We start from the raw sequence: 23139 nt of genomic DNA, 5'->3' as shown, positions 1-23139 counted from the left end.
CCCGCATTTTTTGTTATCCCACATCATTTATTTTCATTCTTCCACTGGTAACGCAGTACAAAGAACGAATTGATGATAACCAGTACGGAGCCACTGTTGTGCACCAGCGCTCCGGCCACCGGATTCAGAATGCCGGTGATGGCCAGAATGATCGCCACAAAGTTCAGCGTCATGGAAAACGTCAGATTCAGACGGATGGTACGCATCATCCGTTTGGACAGCGGATGCTCGGACAGACTTTCCGCAGCGGCGGCCAGACGATATACCGTATCCTCATCCATCCCGCCGTCCAGGCCGCGCACCGCGATCACCTCCGGTTTTCCGTAGGTCAGCGTACCTGTTTTGTCAAAAGCAATCCGTTTCACGGTCGCCAGCCGCTCCAGCGCATCTCCCTCTTTTACAAGAAACCCGTGCTTTGCCGCATTGCCGATACCGGCCATAATCGCCGTAGGTGTTGCCAGCACCAGGGCACAGGGACAGAAAACAACGAGGATCGTCACCGCGCGGATGATTTTCCCGGAAATCAGCCAGGTGAGAAATGCCGCTGTCAACGCCGTCACCACAATCCAGGTGGCCCAGCGGTCCGCCATGCCCACGATCTTTGCTTTTCCCGCATCCGCAGACTGAATGAGACGGATCATCCGCTGAATGGAGCTGTCCTCCCCTACCTTCTGGGCCTTCATCTCAAAAGCGCCGAACTGGTTGACCGTTCCCGAAGACACCTCATCCCCCGCCTGCTTATCCACCGGCAGGGGATTCTCCGGTCATCACCGCCTGATTGACCGCCGTCTGCCCCGCCGTGATCACCCCGTCCACCGGAATGATCTCCCCGGGCAGCACCCGCAGCAGATCCCCCACCTGCACCTCATCGGCGGGGATGATCTTCTCCGCATCGCCATGGATGACCCTGGCTGTCTGTGGCGTCAGGTGCACCAGCTTCTCAATCCCGGCTCTGGCTTTCGCCACGGTCAGCTCCTCCAGAAGACCGCCCAGCTGCATGATAAAAGCCACCTCACCGGCCGCAAAAATCTCCCCGATGGCCACGGACGCGATCAGCGACAGCGACACCAGCACGTCCGCTTTGATATCAAACGCCGTCACCAGGCCGATGATGGCCTCCAGAATGATCGGCACACCGCACAGGATGATGGCCACCCAAGCCATATCCAGCTGAAACGGCAATGATACCACGTGAAAAATACTGCACAGCAGTGCAACGGCAGAAACAGCCAGAAATGCGATATCCTTCTTTGTTCCTCCAATCTCCAGAAGCCCTTCCAGCTTCTCCATCAGCGCTTTCATACGCAAAGATCCCCTTTCTATATACACATGTTTTATCTCATTTATACCCAACGTGGTATGTGTATATAATATACCTATAGGGGTATTGGTTGTCAATATTCTACTTGATATATTTTATCATTTGCTTTTTCTCCATATCCTGCATCTGTTCCACCCTTGCTCCTCAGACGCAGTATTGCATGCATAAAAAACAGACAAGTCCGTTTCAAACTCTTCAACACTTTGTACATCAGGTATCGTCTGCTTTAGCTGACATATTATATTTAGTCGGCATAATTTCCTACGAAAAAAGAACCCTGCTTTACACAGAGTTCTTCTCAGCTTATATATATTGGGTTATGGGATGTCCATCTTTCCGCTTATCCCAATAGTGATAGGTAAGCCTCTGGTGTTACCACCTCGGGCTTTTCCCCCCACTCCACACCGTGCGTGATAGTTTCCCATCACACGGCGTTCCACCGACTAAGATTACATTTTAGTGCCTATATAGTCCTCGAATTGTATTTCTTCCAACTCCCTGTATTTTCGGAGTTTGTTTATTTTTTCTTGCATTTCCACGGTCAATGTTAAATTCTGCAACAGTTTCTTTATTACTTTATTTTCTGTTGCATCAACCAATTTTGACACATCTTTGGATAAAATTATCAAATTCCTATATGTGTCATTTCGCTCACCTTTGCACGGTTTTATGTGTATACATACCATGTCTGTTATTGACAGGGCATTGTGTGTTACTGCACATTTTCCTTTTTGTGCTATATACCTTGAAAGGGCATTATCTGCCATCTCCAAGGTCGGATAAAGATGTGCATTTCCCATCATATATTTCATAACATCATAACTGATACAGTTTTCGATGTCTGAATACTTCCTCACATATTTATTGACTTCCCGCCTTTTGTATTTTGGATATTCATACGCCACATACCCTACTGGAATAATCATTCTTCCTTTTATCCATCGGAACTGCTTTGACTTTCCATACTTTTGTTGGATAAATTTACTGGTTATCTCACCCGTTTTTGTTATCGGAAAACATCGGTTATTGTGGTTCATACCGTTACTTTTCCCATTCACTTTATAGGCGATTTCTGCAAAATCTGCTGATACCATTGTTGCCATACAATAATAATTGTGCATACCCATAACCATTGAATTGTAAAGACTTATGTTTTTATCAATTTCGCTTTGCTTGCTTGGATTTTTGATATCTTTCCAGACAGTCCGCAGCTTATTGATAACCTTATCTTTACTTTTGTCGGCTATATGTGAACGGATTATCCATTTATCACCTTTTGGAACAACTTTAAATTTGATTCCAAGAAAAGTTGTATAGTTCTTACGCAAGTTTGTGATTCCAGATTTCTCATCACTTGTTTGCAGATGTAAATGTTCTGCAAGCCATAGTTTTGTTGCATACATGGCTTTCTTAGCTGTTACATAGTCCCGACAGAATATCTTAAAATCGTCTGCATACCTTACGATGTACATTTCTTTAAGTTCTGTCTTTTCCCTCAGCTTTTTCCACTTTGGTGACCTGTCTATTGTGAGGATATTTCCCTCCTTATCAGTCCTGTAAAATTCCAGTCCGGATTTTCCATCTTTGACTTTAAACATCTCCCATTGATTAGCAATCCACCAGTCCAGCTCATTCAATACTACATTTGCAAGAAGTGGGGATAAAATCCCCCCTGTGGTGTACCTGTTTCCGGGGTAATTACAATGTCATTAAACAGGATTTCTGCTTTTAGCATCTGTTTGATTATCATAATCAGTTTCCTGTCCTGTATTCCAAGTCCCCACAACTGCCGAATCAGCTTATTATGGTCAATATTGTCAAAGAATCCAACAATGTCCACATCTACTACAAAATGCAGATTTTGCAACTGTGCCATTTTATAGCATTGAGCAATCGCATTTTGCGTTGACCTGTATGGTCTGAACCCATTATTTCGTTCATGAAATTTTGCTTCACAAATCGGTTCCAGTATTTGCAGAATACATTGCTGTATCAGTCTATCCCATATACTTGGGATTCCTAATGGTCTGGTTTTTCCATTGTCTTTTGGTATTTCTACACGCCGGACCTTTTTAGGCTGATAAAAGTTCAATTTATTTCTGACGGTTTTAATGACCGTTTCGATTGGGAGTGACTGAATTTCTGTTATTGTCTTCCCATCTGTTCCAGGGGTTTTGCTCCCGTTATTTTTGCAGATATTCCGATATGCAAGTATGATATTCTGCTCTGATACTATCAGGGGCATAAGCCTGTCAAATTTATTACCTTTCAGACTGCCTTCATATAACTGATATCCAGTTTCTTTTGCGTCATATCTTTCTGCATTTCTTTCTGCTTTATTTACAATTCGTTTTGCCATAGTAACCAACTCCTTATTGGAGAATGATTTTTTCTTCGTCTCACCTCGACAGCTATGAAAATCTCCATTTGGTGATTACTATATAGACATAAAGGAAATCTTAGTATCGGCTTGTGGCTATCCCTCCACCGCTTATTATCACGGTTTCATCGGTACTGTGCCACTACTCTCACAACCATAAATGTGCTTATTGTAGAAAGGATTCCTTTATACCTTTCCTTTTCGACACAACTACGGTACTTTGTCACTGATACAGTCAGTTCCCGTATTGGTTGCTTTCCACGTTCCACATAACTTAGGATTGTTGTCACTTAGGTCATTCCTTTAGCCCTGCAAGTATTATCTTTATAGATACCTGTGTCCTGTAAACACAGAGGGTATTTCATACTAACAACTTTTACTTTACCCCACTTGCGTACCTACTGGTACACTGGCATTTCTGCCAGCCATTCGTTTAGAGCCGTACATTCGGAATTTTGTCAGACCGCCTTACTGGTCATTCTAACCATATGGCAACCCCACCCGCACTGTCACACACAGCTTGTACCTCTACAAACCTTTCCTCACCTTGCAGTGTTAGGGTGTGCTTCGCACGACTTCCCCGAGCTTATAACCTTAATCGTCTGTATCCGACTAACGCTATTCGGAGTATTAGTGAATTCCCTTCAGGGCGTTACCCCTTCATTTGAAATTTCAGTTATGCAGTTCTCTAAAACCACATTTATTAAATTATTTGTGACTTTAGGCTACGCTTTTGTCGGTTATTCCCACCGTTTTCGGCGTAGAACGTGTCACACTATTGGCAAACCGTTCCACCGCTTTCGTGAAATCCTCGATGGTCCGATCCGGATCTCCGTGCTCCAGACCATCCTTGACGCAATGCCGGATATGTCCTTCCAGCACGATCTGCCCGCACTTATGAATGGCTGATTTTGCCGCATTCATCTGGGCCAGCACATCCTCACAAGGCACATCCTCATCGATCATCCGATCAATGGCCTGTACCTGTCCGATGATTTTCTTCAGACGCCGGTGCAGATTGTCCGCATCCATACACTGTCTCATTCCTTACACCTCCCGATACCCCATCGGGTATATCTTTCTTTGCTTATTATGTGCCAGATCGTGCCTGTTGTCAACCCCTCCTCCCTTGGTGTACAATATGTTATTATCGTCCATTCGTAGATTCCTGCGGTTTTGCGAACCACATGGGCGAACGATAACAAACGATTCAAATTTATGAAGGAGTATTTCCATGAACAATATCAAAAACCCTTCCCCCAATGTGATGAATACCTGGACGGGCCGCCAGTTTGATCCGCTGCACATGCAGCCGTCTGATGTCTCCCTGGAGGACATCGCCCACGCCTTAAGCCTGCTCTGCCGCGGCGGCGGCCATCTGGATCGCTTCTATTCCGTGGGACAGCACTGCATCAACTGTGCCGGAGAAGCCCGTGCCCGTGGCTGGTCGGATCGCCTTGTCCTGGCCTGCCTGCTCCACGATGCCAGCGAAGCATACATTTCTGATATCATCCGTCCGGTGAAAATCCATCTGGACAATTACCGGGAAATCGAAGACCGGATCATGGCCGTTATCCTAGAAGCTTTCGGCCTTCACGACCTTACCCCGGAGGAAAATGCTTCCTGGAAGCAGATCGACGATGATATGCTGCGGGGTGAGCTGCGGGAAATGATCGTCTCCACCCGGGAGCTGCCGCCCATCCTGCTGGCATCCGTCCCGGATTTTGCGGAGCATCCGCACTGGGAAACTGAGGAAGCATTTCTTAAGGAAGCGAATGACTTACTTAAACTGCTCAGGAAATAACATACACTTACTCACACGTATCGTCCTGCATACACCAGGTGGCAGATATGTGCCTGATACAAAATACACCGACCGATAAGAGAGGACCCCAATATGACCAACGACAAAAAACAGATTTTCGGGCATGTACTTGCCTGCGGCACCCAGATGATGTGGGAGCCACCTTCGTATCCACCAAAGTTTTATTGACCTATTTTCTGCCCGTAGAGGTACTGTTTACCCGGGTGGTGCTGGCCTTTCTGGCACTGCTCCTCTTCTACCCGCACCATCTGAAGCTGAAAGATCCCCGGCAGGAACTGACCTTCGCCGGAGCCGGTCTGTTCGGCCTTGTCCTGTACTTTATGCTGGAAAATACCGCACTGACCATGACCTATGCCTCCAACGTGGGCATCATCGTCGCCTGCGCGCCCTTTTTCGTCGCCGTCATGGTGGGGTTCTTTTTCCCCAGTGAAAAATCCGGTGCCAACTTTTACATTGGCTTCATAGTCGCCATCGTGGGTGTCATTCTCATCAGCATGAGCGGCCAGAAAAACCTGAACATCAACCCGCTGGGCGACGGTCTGGCATTCCTCGCCATGATTTCCTGGGGCTGTTATTCCGCTCTGGTGAAAAAAATCGGCGAGTGGAATTATCCGATGATCGCCGTCACCCGCAGGATTTATTTTTACGGTATGCTCTTTCTGCTGCCGGTGCTCATACAACAGCACGCTTCCTGGAAACCGGCGCTTCTGAAAAAGCCGGAGGTCTTCTCCAACTTTCTCTTCCTGGGACTGGGCGCCAGCGCCTTAGGCTTCCTGCTGTGGAACATTTCCACCAAATGGATCGGCGCCGTGAAAACCAGCGTGTACATCTACGTTTCCCCGGTAGTCACTGTCATCCTTTCCATGTTTGTCCTGGGAGAACGGATGACGGCGGCTTCCATCACCGGATCGGTGCTGATCTTTATCGGTCTGATCATCTCCCAGCGAAGGAAGAAAACCGCATAGATTTCACAGAAAGTTCACAAAAAATTAGCACTCTCCTATTGACATTGCTAATAATAGATGTTATATTACACATAGAACAAAGGAAGGGAGATCGGAAAGGGATCTTCGAAAGAGGATTCCAAAAGAAGCTTCTGAAAAGAGCTTCCAAAAAGTTTCCGGATATCTTTTATCTGCGTTCCGCAAAATGATACACCTCGGATTTCTCCGAACGTGCGATTGCACTGTATGGTTTTTGAAAGTCAATGAAAGGAGACATGACTTATGATGATGCCTAGTATTTTTGGAGAAAACTTATTTGATGATTGGATGGATTTCCCGTTTGAGAAAGATTTCTTTGGTACAAAGAATCCCCTTTACGGAAAACATGCGAAAAATATGATGAAAACCGATGTCCGCGAGACCGAAGACAGCTACGAAGTAGACATTGATCTGCCGGGCTTCAAGAAAGATGAGATCACCGCATCCCTGAAGGATGGTTATCTGACCATCGAGGCTGCAAAGGGTCTGGATAAAGACGAAGAAGACAAGAAGGGCACCTACATCCGCAGAGAGCGTTATGCCGGCGCCATGACAAGAAGCTTCTATGTGGGCGAGAATGTTCGCCAGGAAGACATTCATGCCAAATTCGAAGATGGCATTCTGAGACTGTCTGTTCCGAAGAAACCTGCGAAAGCGGTAGAAGAGAACCGGCACATTGCCATCGAAGGCTGATGATTTTTGCCCCCTCAGAGGCCGGGCATCTGTGAAAAGCAGATGCCCGGCCCTTTTTTATTTCCATTTTTTTCAAAACTTTTCTTTATTTTTCAAAAATCCTGCCAAAATCTCATTTAACTCCTCTCATTTTTGCATAATTTATGATATAATGAGCGAAGAGAAAAACAAGCGGCTGCGTTAGCAGACATTTGTTTTTCTCGAGCCATTAACGAAGGTTCCGCCTGCGACAGCAGGCAGTAGAGCGCGATCGCGCGGGGAACCTGAGTCTAAGGCAAATCATGTATAATAAAAGAGAAAAGCCAGGAGGCTTATTATGACACATCAGAAAATTATTTCCCTTATTCAGGAATTACATCTTGTTTTTGATATCGTGCGTCTTGTCGATATTACAAACAACACACAATATACGTTAAACGACGCCAACGAGCTGGAGCCCTCTCCCTACAAATGTTATACGGTCTGGAACCGGGATCAGGTGTGCAACAACTGCATTTCCGCCCGCGCCTGCTGTAACAAGACACGCATAGAGAAATTCGAGGTCATCGGCCACGAGGTCTGCCATGTCATCTCCATGTGCATCGATGTGGACGAAAAGCCCTTTGCCCTGGAGCTGGTGGCTTACATCCAGGAAGACAGCATTTTCGGTGCCAGCGGCAGGGAGAATTTTGCCCAGTCACTGTCCGACTATATCCAGCAGATTTATGCCGATCCGCTGACCAACGCCTACAACCGCCGCTATTACACGGAGCATTATCTCACCGGCGAGGACAATCCGGCGGTTGCCATGATCGACGTGGATCATTTCAAGGTCATCAACGACACTTATGGCCATATGGCCGGGGACGCGGTGCTGCAGCGCATCGTACAGAAGCTGAAATCTACCGTCCGCTCTACGGATTATGTCATTCGCTACGGCGGCGACGAATTTCTCGTGATCTTCGGCGGGGATATCCCTACAGACATTTTTAAAGATAAGCTGGAGCGCTTCCGCCGGGATGTCAGTGAGATTTCTATGGATAAATATCCGGATCTTCATCCCACCATCAGTATTGGAGGCATCTACTCCCACAATCCTGACACAGACAAGATCGACGAGGCAGACCATATGCTTTACGAGGCCAAGAGGCAGCGCAACCGCGTGGAAATACGGATCGAGGCGTAATCATTTTTAGAAAAAAAATTTTTTAAAAGGACGGGTTCCCGGATACATTCCCGGGTTCCCGTCCTTTTATTTGCCTGTAAATCACTGATCCAGTGAACCAGTCTCCATTATTTTAATACAGAACCTTGTAGATCTCCAGGATCTGCTCACGGCTCAGCGGTACGAAGTTGTTGGCCAGAAGTCTCTGCTGGTTCTCCAGTACAGAATCGGTAAACTCCTCCAGATCCTGCTCGGTCACGCCATACTCATGCAGCGCTTTCTTCGGCAGAATGTGGTTCAGCAGCTTCTCCAGCTCCTCATATACGTTTGCAACATCACATCCCAGAATGCCTGCGATATAAGCGTTCAGCTTTGCGATCTCACCGTCGGAACGGATGGACATATATTTATTCATCACACCTGTGAACATGGCATAGTTGGACTCACCGTGTGCCACATGGTATTTTGCGCCCAGCGGATAGCTGGTTGCATGAACAGCTGCACATCCTGCGTTGCCGAATGCGATACCTGCATATGTAGAAGCAGCCAGGAAATCTCCCAGGAGCGGAATTCTTGCATCCTGTCCCTCTTCTGCGATCTTCTTGTAGCCATTTAAGATCATATCGATGGCCTTGTAGCCAAACATACGGGTGATCTCGTTGCCCTTCGGGGAAAGGCTGGACTCTACTGCATGAACGAGCGCGTCGATACTGCTCGTTGCGAAGAACTTGAACGGAAGTCCTTTCAGAAGCTCCGGAACAAGTACTGCGTGATCTGCGTACATCTCATCGACAGCCAGGCCCTTCTTGGTGTTCTTCTTCAGCAGTGCCAAGATCGCGATGTTGGTAACCTCACTTCCGGTTCCGCAGGTGGTCGGTACCAGAACCAGCTCTTTGTCCTTTACGACTTCCAGCTTGCCGTCATACAGATCATCTACCGGGCTTACGTTCTTCAGGGAGAACAGCTTGGAAATATCGATGACTGTGCCGCCGCCGATGGCGATCACTCTCTTATGATCTCCCATCTTCTGGCTGTCTGCGTAGATCGCCTCTACCATCTCATCGGTAGGCTCTCCTGCGCCGTATTTCTCCTGGAAGATCACGTCACAGCCCAGGTTCAGAGCGCCAAAGAAAGGCTCATAAATGTACTGGTTGGTGATGACCAGGTCTCCTTTTCCGATCTCGAATTCTTTTGCAAATTCTGCCGCTGTGGCATATTTGTACAGATCCGGTTTTACACTAAATAATTTCATTTGCATTTCCTCCTTAGCTAATGAAAAAGTATATGCTTTGATTGATTTTTATACTATCATTTCCTCTGTCGTCTGTCAATTATTCTGAAAGTTTCAACAGGCTTTTTAAGGTTAAAAAAGTGTAAAAATAACGAGCATCCAACACATGCTGAACGCCCGCTATCCACCTTTGCAGTTAAAAATCAGTGCTTCTCTGCCAGGAATTTATTGATCTCGTCTACCAGAGCATCCGGATCGATTCCATGTACCATAGCAGCCTCTGCAATAGACTCGCCCTGAGAAGCCGGGCAGCCAAGGCAGTGCATGCCGATTCCCATAAGGATCGGAGCAACTCCCATATCAATTCTCAGCAGATCGCCGATGTTCGTATCTCTTGTCACCTGTGCCATGACCCATTCCTCCTTGAAAAAGATGTTGTCTGTTTATCATAATACATTTTTTCTGTTTTCGCAAGTATCCGCGCAAATCGTTTTTGATTTTCCAGGCAAAAGGAGTGCCCCATGTAAGGGCACTCCCGGCGTCTTTTTGTTTTTGCTCCGGGCGCAGTCCGCATAACAGAGGAATCGTTCCGGTCTGCGCTCTCCTTTCTTACCAGTATTTCGTGTTTTCCTGTTTTTGTTTTATCGCAGGGCTCCGTCCCGGGAGTTTCTCCCGTATCTTCTCGGCGGCATTCCCGGCCCCTGATTTCTGCGGCTGCCGGAAAATCCGGCATAACCCCTTCCATACGGCAGGGAGCGTTCTTCCTCCGGCTCCACCCGGTCAAAATGGATCGCCACTACCCGGTTCTGCTCATCGCACACGTAATCCCGCATATAACAGCTGTCTTCCCGCAGAAGACACGCAGATGCCGCCCTTCCCGGACTGCAGCGCTGACCGTCCAGCCAGAGGGAAACCCCTTCTCTTACATACCCCTTCAGTTCCGCAGTCATTTCCTCTGCTTCCCTTCTCCTGTCGTCCTTCAATATACACCTCCTCCGTTTTTCACCCAGCCCCGCAGCTGCTCCGCGCCCGTTCGTGATATATAAACAGCAGACAGCTTCCTTTTTGTTTCCGGCGCGTCGCCGTGCAGTTTCGGATGTGATGCTGCCTTTTAGCAGAAAGTCAGAAGGTTTCTCCGGCATTCTTTCCCGCATTTTCCAACTATATCGTCTGTTTCTGATGATTGTTTGGATCCGAAAAAGGATCCGGATATGGGACAAAACGACAGGATGTGTTCCTTCCCATAAGACAGACAGTGTACATTTTCTGTCTGAAACGATTTCCTTAGATCTGCATAAAATAGAATAGATGAACGGTGTTTCGGAAAATGCTCCCCTCATCGCTCCTTTCCGATACCGAAAAAACTTTCTGACTGCTATTTTATCCGCAGCCCGATACCTTGACAAGCTATTTTCCATTTTTATCCTGTGTTCATCATTTTTTCACATTTTTTTCACGTATTGGATATGGATTCCCCGTCCAAAATTCTTTACATCCTGCCTGTTTTTGTTTATACTATAGTAACAACTGCGTTTTCTATTCTTTTATAAGGATGTGATAATATGAGAATTGAGAAAGTGAGCGACAACCAGATCAAGTGCACGCTCACCAGAGAAGATCTGGAGACACGGCACATTAAGCTCAGTGAGCTTGCCTACGGCACCGACAAGGCCAAATTACTGTTCCGCGATATGATGCAGCAGGCGTTTTCCGAATTTGGATTTGAGGCAGAAGATATTCCGCTGATGATAGAAGCAATTCCCGTATCCCGCGATTCTGTCGTGCTGCTCGTCACGAAGGTGGAGGATCCGGAAGAGCTGGACACCCGTTTTTCCAGGTTTGCCCCGCATCTGAAGGATGAGATGGATGAGATCCTCGGCCTGAGCACCATCGGCCTGTCCGAACGTGCGGATGAGATCCTGGATATGTTCCAGAAGAAAGTAGCCGAAGCAGAAGCTGCCCAGGAGGAGGATGAGACTGCTTCCCAGATCTCCGAAGGCCCGGCCAAGGCGCCCGCCAGAACCGGTCAGAACCGGAAGAAGACGGAAGAACTGATCCGGCTGTTCTGTTTCGGGAACCTGGATCACGTCATCGACGCTTCCCATGTACTGGATACCTTTTTTACCGGCCCCAGCAGCCTTTACAAGGATCCGGCTGAGCAGACATACTATCTGCGGATCAAGCGGGGAAGTACTCCGCTGGAGGACTTCAACAAATCCTGCAACATTCTTTCCGAGTATGGTACCTGCATCCGGCAGCCGTACCAGACCGATGAATATCTGGATGAACACTTTTCCTGCATGATCGATACCGACGCCATCCGCAAGCTGGCGCAGGTATAACTGCAAGGAGCATACAGCGTACAACACATAAGAATGCTTATGAACAGCTGTCTTTCTGGAGAAAATGCATTTTTCTTCGAAGGCAGCTGTTTTTTAGGAAAAAAATAAGAGGGGGATTTCACATGCATACAGATACCAAAAACGAACAGCAGTACATCAAAATGACCACCACTCCGGTGGGGCGGCTGATCTCCAGCCTGGCCATTCCCACCATCATCAGCATGCTGGTGACAGCGGTGTACAACATGGCCGACACTTATTTCGTGTCTCAGATCGGCACCAGTGCCGCCGGTGCCGTGGGCATCGTATTCTCCCTGATGGCCCTGATCCAGGCAGTAGGCTTTGCCCTGGGCATGGGCGCGGGCAGCAACATTTCCCGGCTGCTGGGCCAGAAGAATGAAGAGCGGGCGCAGGTACTCTCCGCCACCGCCTTCTATACCTCTGTGTTTCTCGGCCTGCTGCTGACCATCTTTGGCCTGCGTTACATTTCCGGCCTGATGACCGCCCTTGGCGCCACGCCCACCATCCTGCCATATGCCATTGATTATGCCAGATATATCCTCATGGGTGCGCCCATCATGTGTGCTTCCTATGTGCTGAACAATATCCTACGGGCAGAGGGCAAAGCCACCTTTTCCATGATCGGCATCAGTTTTGGCGGCATTTTGAACATCGTTCTGGATCCGATCTTCATTTATGGCTTCGATCTGGGCATTGCCGGCGCTGCCATCGCTACCATCCTGTCCCAGCTCATCAGTTTTCTCATCCTGCTGTCCTGTTTTCTGCGCAGAAAGACCATTATCCGCCTGCATATCCGCAAAGTGGCCACCGACGCAGAAACCTACCTGCTCATCATCAAAACCGGCCTGCCATCCCTGTTCCGCCAGGGACTCGCCAGCATTTCCACCGTACTGCTGAACGTGAACGCTGCTGCCTACGGGGATGCTGCCGTGGCCGCCATGTCCATCGTGGGCAAATGCTTTATGCTCATCTTCTCGTCCCTGATCGGGTTCGGCCAGGGCTTCCAGCCGGTGGTCGGCTACAATTACGGCGCAAAAAAATACGGCCGCGTGCGGGAATCCTTCCGGTTCTCTCTGACCGTAGGAATCTGTATGCTTGCCGTATTGTCTGCTGTCGGTTTCCTGCTGGCGCCGCAGATCATGATGCTGTTCCGCAGCGATGACGCTGCGGTGATCGAGATCGGCGCTTTCGCGCTGCGCTGCCAGTGCGTATCCCTGGTGCTGCTTCCCATCAGTGTCATGGCCAACATGCTGTTCCAGTCCATCGGGAAATACTGGACAGCCACCTTCCTGTCCTCTGCCAGACAGGGCATCTTCTTCCTGCCGCTGATCCTGATCCTGCCCAAATACTGGCAGCTGACCGGCGTACAGATGACACAGATGCTGGCTGACCTGCTCACCGTTGCCTGCTGCATTCCGTTTCTGCTCCGGTTTTTCCGGGATCTGAAAAAACTGGAGGAAGAGCAGACCGAAGCTGCAGAAGATCAGTCGATATAAATAGGCGGCTCGTAGTCCTTGCCCATCATGGCGTGCTTTTCCTCCTGGAACCGCAGGAAATCCGCCTCCACCAGATCCGTCCATTTGTGCTCGGTGTCATCGTACACCTGTACATACCCGCTGAGCACCGGATGGGTGCGCACCGTATTGCTGCTGTATTCCTCCCCGGTCAGCGGATTGATCTCTCCTAGGATCGGCTTCTTCCGGTGGTTGTGCTTCATCAGCGTGGTCACCACCTTGCCGTCCCGGGACGTGGTAACCTCCGCCGCCGGTGCCCGGCCTGCCGCTCCATAACCGGAAGAAAGGCCATAGTCCGGCTGCCCGTAACCGGGCACTGCGCCATATTCCATGGGCGGCACATAGGATACCTGGCCATCCGTTCCCAGATCGTCGCTGATGATCGCGATCTGCATGGCACATCCCAGCACCCCTGCGATCATGCGCATATCCTTTTCCTGAAAATTATCCCGGCCCAGCTGCTGCGTCAGATTCTGCCGGGACATTTTTTTCCCGGTCTGCACCTCGATCAGATCCGCCAGATCCTTTATCGTCATCTTCCTCCGCTTCAGAAGTATTTTTACCTGCTCTGCAAATGTCAGTTCCATCCTTCGTAATCCTTCCTGAAAAACATCTCTGGCTCTATTTTACACAGCTTGTCGAATTTTGTAAACGTACCTGAATCAATAATACTCTGCCGCTCTCTCCCGAAATTTCTCCATCAGCGGATAATAGACCTGGATGATATCCTGAAATCTCTCCTCCGCAAAACTCCCATCGTAGTCATGCGCCAACTGATTTCTGTCCCGCAGCATCTGCATCCACCGATCATCATCAACCAGCCGGTTGGTAAACGCCTGCTGCAAAGTTTCTCTGGGAGAACCTGTCGCAAAATCCAGGATTCCCATCTTTTTCACCAGAATATCCTTCATCACCTTCCAGGCAATGTCAAATGTCAGGTTAAAATTCAGAACCGTCCCCTCCAGCACAAAATCAGCCTTTGGATCTGCTGTAAGGCTTTTCTCCAGATTCTTCAACGTTTTGCAAAAAGTATGATATCGGTTAATATATTTGTTTTCCATATTTTCTGATGTCCTCCAGCAGATATTCATTATGAATATGATCAAAATCAAATACATCTATCTTACGCAGCGTGTCAATTTCTTCCAAATCCTTTTCCAACTTCAGGATATCCTTGCAGCCATACACCACAAAATCAATGTCACTGGTCGGCAGTGCAGTTCCGGTCGCAAAAAGAGCCAAACAAATCCAGACGCTTTACTCCATTCCTTTTACAAATTTCTGTCACCCGCGCGATCAATTCCGGAATTGGCATCACATTCATAACAATCCATCCCCTCTGTTTTCAGGTTCTCATGTTTACAGTATAGCCAATTTTTTGCTGATTGTATAGTTGTATTAAATGACAAACATCTTCCGACATTCTCATCCTTCTTGACATTCCCCGTTCCTCTGTCCTACAGTAAAATAAATATACTTATTTATAGAAGGAAGGCCATCTCTATGACGCACGACATCCGCCTCATCGCCCTGGATCTGGACGGTACACTGTTAAATGAAAAAGGACTTTTAACCTCCCGGTCAGCCCGGGCGCTTACCTGCGCCCACGAACAGGGCATTTTCATCGCAGCCGCCACCGGGCGGGCCTTTTGTGCGCTGCCTACGGATGTCAGGGCTCTTCCCGCCATCAGCTATATCATCACCTCCAACGGCACGGGTATCTACCAGATGCCGGAGGAAAAGCGTATCTACACCAACGCCATGAGCCGGGAAAATCTGGAGCAGCTGCTGCCGCTGCTGGATACTTTTTCCTGCCCCATAGAGGCTTATATCGACGGCACTGCCTATGCCTCTGCGGATTACGTGGAAAATCCGGAGGCCTTTCACCTGCCGCCCCGCTCCTGCGCCTACGTGCAGGCCACCCGTCGCCCCTGCCCGGACATGGGGCAGCTGATCCGCAGCAGTTCTGCTCCGGTCGAAGGAATCAGTGCCGTGCTGACAGCCCCCGAAGCGAGAGCCGCTCTGCGGGAAGCAGCCGGAAAGATTCCTGATCTGTATGTAACCTCCTCCGCCCCCCATTTCATTGAATTTGCCGCAGGATCAGCTTCCAAGGAAAGTGCCCTTCGGGTACTGACGCAGCTGCTTGGCATTACTTCCGCCCAGGTTATGGCCTTCGGCGATGCGGAAAACGATGCGGAGATGCTGTCCTTTGCCGGTATCGGAGTTGCCATGGGAAATGCGGCGGAAATCCTGAAACAGATCGCGGATATGGTCACTGCCTCCAACGCAGAAGATGGGGTCGCTCAGACCATCGAAAAGCTGCTGAAAACCTTGTAAAAATCCCGTATTCATGGTATATTTGAGTTCACAGTTCACTCGTAGCTTCTTGGGGACAGATTGCATGCTTGCATGTAAATCTGGCCGCATGAAGGTACGAAGGGAGCGCATTTTCATGAGCAAAAATGAGCTGCGCAGCAGCGGAGAGCATCGCAGATGCGGTTTTGCGAATGGCGCGTGTGAACCGTGATGATTTCTGCAATACACGAATACACGAAACCAGCGCCTTGTTATGAGCAAAAATGAGCTGCGCAGCAGCGGGAGAGCATCGCAGATGCGGTTTTGCGAATGGCGCGCGTGAACTGTGATGATTTCTGCAATACACGAATATACGAAACCAGCGCCTTTTCATGAGCAAAAATGAGCTGCGCAGCAGCGGAAAGGATCAATCCTTCATGCCTCAGAAACGAATTTTATATTTTGATGTTTTGAATATTCTGGCCTGCATCTGTGTGATCTGGCTCCACTGCAACTCGGTTCTGTATTCTTACGATCCGGGAGCCGGTCTGTGGCGTCTGAGCCTGTTCGTTCAGGTGATCTGTCACTTCGCAGTGCCTGCTTTTTTCATGATCTCCGGGGCAAATCTAATGAATTACCGTGAGAAGTATTCCACGGCAGAATTTATCAAACGGCGGTTTCTGCGGACGCTGATCCCGCTGCTGATCTGGAGCGGCATCCTGCTTGTCAAACAGTGCAGCCAGGGTCTGGTGGAACTGGAGGATTTTCAGCATGTGGTATTCCTTTTTCTGACGTCCAGCATCGAGACCGTGTACTGGTTTTTCTTCCCGCTGTTTGCCATTTATCTGTGTATCCCTGTGTTGTCCCTGATCGCCCGGGGCGGCCGGAAGAATGACAAATATTTCCTTTATATGGCACTGATGGGGATTTTCTTTACCTCTGTTTTCCCGTTTTTTGCCGATCAGATCCACCTAGGCTACAGCGACCATATTATTTTCCCCATGGCCATGGGGTTTCTGCCCTACGCACTGCTGGGCTATTATCTGGCCAACAATCAGCCGTCCAGACCGGTGTGCGCCTGCATTTACGCGGTGGGCATCGCCTGTGCCTTCTATATGTATAGAGGGACAATTTCCATGTCCGCCATGAAGGGAGGTCTGGACAAAGACCTCATTGATTATCAGTCCTTTGCCAGCTACGGCTTTGCCATCGCCGTATTCCTGTTTTTCCGGAACCGACAGTTTCGACTGTTTGACAATGCCCGGGCCCGGAAGCTCCTCTCGGTGGTATCGGGCGCCAGCTTTGGCGTCTATCTGATCCACATGCTGACCATGGAGCTGTTCGGTATGGTCACCGGCGTGGAAACATATTCTTACGGCTGGCAGCTGTTTGGCGAGATCCCGGTGTACTTCATCGCGCTGGCAGTGGTTTTACTTGTGAAAAAGATCCCGTACCTAGGAAAAATCCTTTTCCCATAAAACGTGTGCTAAGGGAGGAATGCTATGACTCTGACCCAATGTAAATATGCGGTGACGGTGGCGGAAGCCGGTTCCATGAATGAGGCCGCCCGGCTTTTGTTCATCTCCCAGCCCAGCCTGTCTGCGGCCATCCGGGAGCTGGAGGACGAGACCGGCACGGAGCTTTTTCTGCGGACGAACCGGGGCATTGCCCTGACGCCGGAGGGCGAGGAATTCATCGGCTATGCCCGCATGCTGCTGGAACAGTACCAGCTCATGGAGTCCAAATACATCGCCAAGGAAAAAACCAAGAAGAAATTCAGCGTTTCCATGCAGCACTATACGTTCGCAGTCAGCGCTTTCGTGGAGCTGGTAAAGCAGTTCGGCATGGATGAATATGAATTCGCCGTGCATGAGACAAAGACCTACGATGTCATCGACGACGTGAAAAATTTCCGCAGCGAGATCGGCATTCTGTATGTGAACGATTTCAACCAGAAGGTGCTGTACAAGCTGTTCCGGGACTGCGGCCTGGAATTCCACGAACTGCTGCGCTGCGGCATTTATGTATATCTGTGGAAGGGCCATCCGCTGGCCAACCAGGAGCTGATCTCGCTGGAGGATCTGCGGGAATACCCGTGCCTGTCCTTCGATCAGGGCGCTCACGGCTCCTTTTATTTTGCGGAAGAGGTTTTGAGCACCTATGAATACAAACGGATCATCAAGGCCAACGACCGGGCCACGCTGCTGAACCTGATGATCGGCCTGAACGCCTACACGCTGTGCTCCGGCATCATCTGCGAGGAGCTCAACGGTTCGGACTACTGTGCCGTAAAGCTGGATTCCAATGAGGTCATGACCATCGGCTACCTGGCCCGCAAGGGCACCAAGATCAGCCGCATTGGCCAGCAGTATCTGGCGGAAATCTCCAAATTCCGCGACAAAGGTTTGTTATAGTTTTATCCTATAGCCAGCTGTAAGTTTTTTGAATTAGCATTTTGGGAAACAACGTGCTATATTAAAAAAGCACCAAGCAAAGTTAGAAAGGTGAAGACATGTCTGAAATTGTTATTGAAAATGTGAGCAAAACTTACCACTCCAAATACGGAGAGGTAAATGCATTAAAAAACATCAGTCTTTCCATTGAATCGGGCGATATTTTCGGTATCATTGGAATGTCCGGCGCAGGAAAAAGTACCCTGGTACGGTGTATGAATTTTCTGGAGGTTCCCACCTCGGGCCGGGTGCTGATCCGCGACAAGTCCCTGGCTGATTTTTCCGAGAAGGAGCTCCGGGCACAGCGCCAGCAGATCGGCATGATTTTCCAGCACTTCAATCTGCTGATGCAGAAATCTGTTCTGGAAAATGTCTGTTTCCCGCTTTATATACAGGGAAAGAGAAAGAAGGAAGCCAGAGAACGCGCCGTTAAGCTGCTGGAACTGGTGGACTTAAAAGACAAGATAGATGCTTATCCGTCACAGCTTTCCGGCGGTCAGAAACAGAGGGTTGCCATCGCAAGAGCCCTTGCCTCCGACCCGAAGATCCTGCTCTGTGACGAGGCCACCAGCGCACTGGATCCCCAGACGACCTCCTCGATCCTGGAGCTTCTGAAGGATATCAACCGCCGGTTTGGCATTACCATCGTGATCATCACTCACCAGATGTCTGTTGTCCGCGAAATCTGTAACCGCGTGGCCATCATGAAGGAAGGCGTGGTAGAGGAAGAAGGTCTGGTTTCTGAGATCTTCACACATCCCAGATCTCAGGTAGCCCGGGAGCTGATCCGCAAAGACCGCGGACAGGATGTGGATTCCGACGCGATGTTATCACGGCCGCTGATCCAGAGCGGAGAGAAGATACGGATTGTATTTTCCGAGAATTCCGCTTTCGAGCCTGTTATTTCCAATTTAATCCTGACTTTTAAAGAGCCTGTGAACATTCTGAAGGCAGATACAAAGAATGTCGGTGGCGTTGCCAAGGGCGAGATGATCCTGGAGATCCCTGCCGACAGCAAACACGCTGAAGAAATGAAAGCTTATTTAAGAGAACACGGACTGGACCTGGAGGAGGCTGACGATTATGTGGACGAGTGAAATTATTGATATGATTATTACAGGGATCGGGCAGACGCTTTACATGACCCTGGTGTCTACAGCACTGGGTTACCTGTTCGGGCTTCCCATGGGTGTGCTGCTGGCAGTCACCGACAAAGACGGCCTGACGCCGCATCCGGTGCTTTACAAAGTGCTGGACGCCATCGCCAACATAGTCCGCAGTATCCCGTTCCTGATCCTTTTGATCCTGCTCATTCCGCTGACGAGAGCCATCGTCGGCAAGAGCTACGGTTCCACAGCCACCATCGTTCCGCTGGTTGTCGCTGCGGTTCCTTTCATTGGCCGTATGGTTGAGACTTCCTTAAAGGAAGTGGACGCCGGTGTCATTGAAGCTGCCCGTTCCATGGGCGCAGGCAATCTGCGCATCATCTGCAGGGTACTGCTGGTAGAAGCCAGAACCTCTCTCATTGCAGGCGCAACCCTTGCCACAGGCACGATCCTCGGCTATTCTGCCATGTCCGGCACCGTCGGCGGCGGCGGCCTGGGAGACATCGCCATCCGGTACGGCTATTACCGCTACCAGGTGGACATCATGATTGTGACGGTTATCTTACTGATCGTCCTTGTACAACTGTTCCAGACGATTGGCAATTTCCTTGCCAGCCGTTTAGATAAACGAAAATAGGAGGAGAACATTATGAAAAAATTAACAGCACTTCTTTTAACCGGTGCCCTTGCAGTAAGTGCACTGACAGGCTGCGGAAGCTCTTCTTCCGACAAAGCTGCTGACACAACAGACAAGACGGAAGAGGCCACAGATGCCGCAGAGGACACTGCTGACACTGCCAAGGCTGCTGACGGCGAGCTGACTACCATCAAGGTTGCCGCATCCGCAACACCGCACGCTGAGATCCTGGAGCAGGCGAAACCGCTTCTGGCTGAACAGGGCTATGATCTTGAGGTCACAGTTTTTGATGATTATGTACAGCCCAACCTGGTTGTAGAGAGCGGCGATTTCGATGCCAACTACTTCCAGCACATTCCTTACCTTGACAGCTTTAACGAAGAGAAAGGTACACATCTGGTAAATGCCGGCGGCATTCACTATGAGCCCCTTCGGTATCTATCCCGGAACAAAGAAGAGCCTGGACGAACTGGCCGAAGGCGATTCCATCGCAGTTCCCAATGATACCACCAACGAGGCAAGAGCACTTCTGTTACTGCAGGACAACGGTATCATCAAGCTGAAAGATGGTGCAGGCCTGACAGCAACCAAGACCGACATCGTAGAAAACCCGAAGAACGTGGAAATCGTTGAGCTTGAGGCAGCACAGGTTGCCCGTGTCGTTGACGAGACCGCCTATGTTGTATTGAACGGCAACTATGCCCTGGAGGCCGGTTATTCTGTAGGAAAAGACGCTCTCGCTTACGAGACATCCGATTCCGAAGCTGCCAAAACATATGTAAACGTCATCGCAGTAAAAGAGGGCAACGAGAACTCTGATGCAATCAAAGCTCTGGTAGACACACTGAAGTCTGACGACATCAAGAATTACATCAACGAGACTTACGATGGAGCTGTTATTCCTTTCGAGTAAGACAAAATCTTTTCTAATGCCATAAGAAACAAAAAGACAGGACCGGTACAAATCCGCAAGGGTTGTGCCGGTTCTGCCTTTTATTTTCGCAAACACAAACAGATCAGCCGGAAGTGTTAAAACTCCTCCGCAAATTTTCTCCCGATCCCGGACACATACCGGTCTTTTCGAAATACCACTGCCATTCTTGTATTTAATTTCTCATCTGTCAGCTTCTTCTTTACAATTCCCTCTGACCAGCCACGGAGAGCCGCCGTATACGGCAAAATCCCCACGCCAAGTCCTGCATCTGCCCAGATTGCCGTCGTCCTGGCATCATCGTTTTTGCAGAAAATCTCCGGTTCTGCGCCACACTCATGAAAGGCACCCAGAATGATGGGTTCCCAGCGCCGGTAAATGATCAGCGGCTTGCCGGTCAACTGACCAATAGAGATCTCTCTTTCCGGGATTCCGTCAAAATAAGAAGCCTCTCCCACAGCCATCATAGGCTCCGCCTCCAGATAAACACAGGATAATCCTTCCGTAGGAAACGGCGTCCGGGCCAGCGCCACCTCGATGCGTCCCTGCCGCAGCATTTCCAGCAATTCATAGGTGTTTCCCTCGGATATTTCATAGCGCACCTCGGGATACTTTTTAGAAAAGCGCCGCATCCGCCGCCCAATCTCCCCGGTGCCCGCCGAGGAAATGAGGCCCAGACGCAGCGTTCCTGCCAGACCGTTGCCGAAATCCTTCAACTCCCGAACGGTCGCGCCAGACAGCTCCAGAATGCCCTGAGCGCGATTGTACAGAAGCTTTCCCGCATCTGTCAGGCGAATGGTGCGGCTGCCCCGGTCAAACAGCGTCACGCCCAGCTCTTCCTCCAGCAGCTTCATCTGCATGCTCAGCGGCGGCTGAGACATGTGTAAGCTCCGGGCCGCCCCGGTGATGCTTCCCTCGTCCGCGATCCGCACAAAATATTGCAGCTGCCTGATATCCATTGTTCTGATCCTCACCTTTCATTTTTCTATCTATATAATTTTCGAATAAATTATATAGGAAATAAATATTTTTCATATGGTTTTCTATGTGTTATGATACCAGTAGTCCGTGGGAACCGCAAGCGTTCTCGCAATATTTCAGAAATAATTTTAGAAGGAGTGTTTGTTATGAAAGAATTATGGGATCTGTTTGTGACCTTCGCCCGCATCGGCGGCTTCACATTCGGCGGCGGCTACGCCATGCTCCCGATGCTGCAGAAAGAAGTCGTAGAAGCCCGACACTGGGCCACAGAGGAAGAGCTGGTGGATTATTTCGCCATCGGCCAGTGTACCCCCGGCATCATTGCCGTGAATACGGCCACTTTTATCGGATATAAGCTGCGGGGTGTGATTGGCGGTATCGTGGCAACCCTGGGCGTCATCGCCCCGTCCATGGTCATCATTACCATCATCGCCGCCTTTATCAAGGGCTTCGCGGATATCCCCGCTGTAGGCCACGCCTTTGCCGGTGTCCGCGCCTGTGTCTGTGTCCTGATCTTTAACGCGGTGGTCAAGCTGGGTAAAAAATCCCTGATCAACAAGACCGCCATCGGCGTCTTTGTCGTCATTCTGGCGCTGGCACTGTTCACCAATCTGTCTCCGGCGCTGCTGGTTATCCTGGCCGGTCTGTTCGGCGCTCTGAACGGTATGAGAACGATGAAGGGAGGCAAAGAGGCATGATTTATCTGAGACTTGCATGGGAATTTTTCAAAACAGGCCTGTTTTCCGTGGGCGGCGGTCTGGCTACCCTGCCTTTCCTCTACGCCATGTCAGCCAAGACCGGTTGGTTTACAGCCACCGATATTTCCAACATGATCGCGATTTCCGAGTCCACTCCGGGGCCCATGGGCATTAATATGGCGACCTACGTGGGATTTACCTCCTTCGGCGTTATCGGCACCTTCCTGGCGCCGCTGTCGCTGGTGCTCCCGTCCATCATTGTCATCATTATCGTGGCCAAAATTTTGGACGCCTTCAAGGAATCCAAGCTGGTGTCTGACATTTTCTCCGGTCTGCGCCCTGCTTCCACAGCCATGATCGCCTCCGCTGGCATTTCCGTGGCACTGCTGGCGCTGTTCCACACAGAGAATTTCACTGGGCTGGCATCCATTCCGTCGGTGCTCAACTATAAAGCCATCCTTCTGGCGATTGTGGTTTACATTACCATCAAAAAGTTTGATAAGCACCCGATCGTTTACATCGTGGCATCCGCTGTGGTCGGAATTATTTTTCAGTTTTAATTTGTAGCTACGACACCTGGGCTA

21 protein-coding genes and 3 pseudogenes are annotated in these 23139 nt (G+C 49.6%); 14 read left to right on the top strand and 10 right to left on the bottom strand.

The window, feature by feature from the left end; translation table 11 throughout:
* Positions 1–23 precede the first annotated feature (23 nt).
* From RJD28_01445 to RJD28_01435, 3 genes and pseudogenes are all read right to left on the bottom strand, one after another.
* A pseudogene (locus tag RJD28_01445) lies at positions 24–1290 on the bottom strand (HAD-IC family P-type ATPase).
* 480 nt (positions 1291–1770) lie between these two features.
* Positions 1771–3566 (bottom strand): annotated as a pseudogene (ltrA, locus tag RJD28_01440) (group II intron reverse transcriptase/maturase).
* A gap of 855 nt (positions 3567–4421) precedes the next feature.
* Complete coding sequence (locus tag RJD28_01435) at positions 4422–4745, bottom strand: metal-sensing transcriptional repressor (protein WNV58259.1); 324 nt, start codon at positions 4743–4745, stop codon at positions 4422–4424.
* Between the two features lie 190 nt (positions 4746–4935).
* On the opposite strand from RJD28_01435, the gene RJD28_01430 reads away from it, so the two are divergent.
* The 4 genes from RJD28_01430 (at position 4936) to RJD28_01415 (ending at position 8367) form a co-directional block, all read left to right on the top strand.
* Entirely contained in the window at positions 4936–5505 is a 570-nt protein-coding gene (locus tag RJD28_01430) for a phosphohydrolase (protein ID WNV58258.1), read from the top strand.
* Positions 5506–5552: 47 nt separating this feature from the next.
* A complete protein-coding gene (locus RJD28_01425; GenBank protein ID WNV58257.1) occupies positions 5553–6491 on the top strand; it encodes a DMT family transporter in 939 nt (312 codons plus the stop codon).
* A 261-nt stretch (positions 6492–6752) separates the two neighbouring features.
* Positions 6753–7202: an Hsp20/alpha crystallin family protein gene (locus RJD28_01420; protein WNV58256.1), complete on the top strand. Its 450-nt coding sequence runs from the start codon at positions 6753–6755 to the stop codon at positions 7200–7202.
* A gap of 316 nt (positions 7203–7518) precedes the next feature.
* On the top strand, positions 7519–8367 hold the full coding sequence (locus RJD28_01415) for a GGDEF domain-containing protein (protein ID WNV58255.1): 849 nt from the start codon (positions 7519–7521) through the stop codon (positions 8365–8367).
* 112 nt (positions 8368–8479) lie between these two features.
* Here the strand turns inward: RJD28_01415 and RJD28_01410 are convergent, their stop codons facing one another.
* The 3 genes from RJD28_01410 to RJD28_01400 all read right to left on the bottom strand — a co-directional run bounded on the left by RJD28_01410 (position 8480) and on the right by RJD28_01400 (position 10560).
* On the bottom strand, positions 8480–9598 hold the full coding sequence (locus RJD28_01410; protein WNV58254.1) for a 4-hydroxybutyrate dehydrogenase: 1119 nt from the start codon (positions 9596–9598) through the stop codon (positions 8480–8482).
* Between the two features lie 182 nt (positions 9599–9780).
* Complete coding sequence (locus RJD28_01405) at positions 9781–9987, bottom strand: DUF1858 domain-containing protein (GenBank protein ID WNV58253.1); 207 nt, start codon at positions 9985–9987, stop codon at positions 9781–9783.
* A 231-nt stretch (positions 9988–10218) separates the two neighbouring features.
* A complete protein-coding gene (locus RJD28_01400) occupies positions 10219–10560 on the bottom strand; it encodes a hypothetical protein (GenBank protein ID WNV58252.1) in 342 nt (113 codons plus the stop codon).
* Positions 10561–11139: 579 nt separating this feature from the next.
* Between RJD28_01400 and RJD28_01395 the strand changes: the two genes are divergently transcribed.
* Positions 11140–11919 (top strand): adaptor protein MecA, encoded by a 780-nt coding sequence (locus RJD28_01395; protein ID WNV58251.1) that lies wholly within the window; start codon positions 11140–11142, stop codon positions 11917–11919.
* 122 nt (positions 11920–12041) lie between these two features.
* Entirely contained in the window at positions 12042–13436 is a 1395-nt protein-coding gene (locus RJD28_01390) for an MATE family efflux transporter (protein ID WNV58250.1), read from the top strand.
* Here RJD28_01390 and RJD28_01385 read toward each other — a convergent pair.
* From RJD28_01385 to RJD28_01375, 3 genes are all read right to left on the bottom strand, one after another.
* The gene (locus tag RJD28_01385; GenBank protein WNV58249.1) at positions 13424–14041 is read right to left on the bottom strand and encodes a hypothetical protein; all 618 of its coding nucleotides are present in this window, start codon (positions 14039–14041) and stop codon (positions 13424–13426) included. The genes RJD28_01390 and RJD28_01385 overlap by 13 nt on opposite strands.
* Positions 14042–14116: 75 nt before the next feature.
* Positions 14117–14515: an HI0074 family nucleotidyltransferase substrate-binding subunit gene (locus RJD28_01380; GenBank protein ID WNV58248.1), complete on the bottom strand. Its 399-nt coding sequence runs from the start codon at positions 14513–14515 to the stop codon at positions 14117–14119.
* Entirely contained in the window at positions 14496–14696 is a 201-nt protein-coding gene (locus tag RJD28_01375) for a nucleotidyltransferase domain-containing protein (GenBank protein ID WNV58247.1), read from the bottom strand. The genes RJD28_01380 and RJD28_01375 overlap by 20 nt, the downstream gene beginning before the upstream one ends.
* Before the next feature lie 261 nt (positions 14697–14957).
* On the opposite strand from RJD28_01375, the gene RJD28_01370 reads away from it, so the two are divergent.
* From RJD28_01370 to RJD28_01345, 6 genes and pseudogenes are all read left to right on the top strand, one after another.
* A complete protein-coding gene (locus RJD28_01370) occupies positions 14958–15791 on the top strand; it encodes a Cof-type HAD-IIB family hydrolase (protein WNV58246.1) in 834 nt (277 codons plus the stop codon).
* Positions 15792–16186: 395 nt separating this feature from the next.
* Positions 16187–17227 carry an acyltransferase family protein gene (locus tag RJD28_01365; GenBank protein ID WNV58245.1) on the top strand — a complete coding sequence of 347 codons (1041 nt, stop codon included), beginning with the start codon at positions 16187–16189 and terminating at the stop codon, positions 17225–17227.
* Between the two features lie 24 nt (positions 17228–17251).
* On the top strand, positions 17252–18163 hold the full coding sequence (locus RJD28_01360) for a LysR family transcriptional regulator (GenBank protein WNV58244.1): 912 nt from the start codon (positions 17252–17254) through the stop codon (positions 18161–18163).
* A gap of 98 nt (positions 18164–18261) precedes the next feature.
* The gene (locus tag RJD28_01355; protein WNV58243.1) at positions 18262–19299 is read left to right on the top strand and encodes an ATP-binding cassette domain-containing protein; all 1038 of its coding nucleotides are present in this window, start codon (positions 18262–18264) and stop codon (positions 19297–19299) included.
* The gene (locus RJD28_01350; GenBank protein WNV58242.1) at positions 19286–19945 is read left to right on the top strand and encodes a methionine ABC transporter permease; all 660 of its coding nucleotides are present in this window, start codon (positions 19286–19288) and stop codon (positions 19943–19945) included. The genes RJD28_01355 and RJD28_01350 overlap by 14 nt, the downstream gene beginning before the upstream one ends.
* Before the next feature lie 12 nt (positions 19946–19957).
* Positions 19958–20858 (top strand): annotated as a pseudogene (locus tag RJD28_01345) (MetQ/NlpA family ABC transporter substrate-binding protein).
* Between the two features lie 116 nt (positions 20859–20974).
* Here RJD28_01345 and RJD28_01340 read toward each other — a convergent pair.
* Positions 20975–21835 (bottom strand): LysR family transcriptional regulator, encoded by an 861-nt coding sequence (locus tag RJD28_01340; protein WNV58241.1) that lies wholly within the window; start codon positions 21833–21835, stop codon positions 20975–20977.
* 168 nt (positions 21836–22003) lie between these two features.
* Between RJD28_01340 and RJD28_01335 the strand changes: the two genes are divergently transcribed.
* Together RJD28_01335 and RJD28_01330 are read left to right on the top strand one after the other, a co-directional pair.
* A complete protein-coding gene (locus RJD28_01335) occupies positions 22004–22555 on the top strand; it encodes a chromate transporter (GenBank protein ID WNV58240.1) in 552 nt (183 codons plus the stop codon).
* Entirely contained in the window at positions 22552–23115 is a 564-nt protein-coding gene (locus RJD28_01330; protein WNV58239.1) for a chromate transporter, read from the top strand. Before RJD28_01335 ends, RJD28_01330 begins: the two co-directional genes overlap by 4 nt.
* Positions 23116–23139: the final 24 nt, after the last annotated feature.

Source organism: Oscillospiraceae bacterium NTUH-002-81 (assembly GCA_032620915.1).
Lineage (GTDB): Bacteria > Bacillota > Clostridia > Lachnospirales > Lachnospiraceae > JAGTTR01.
Note: the sequence above shows the minus strand (reverse complement) of the source record. Positions and strands in the feature narration are given on the sequence as shown.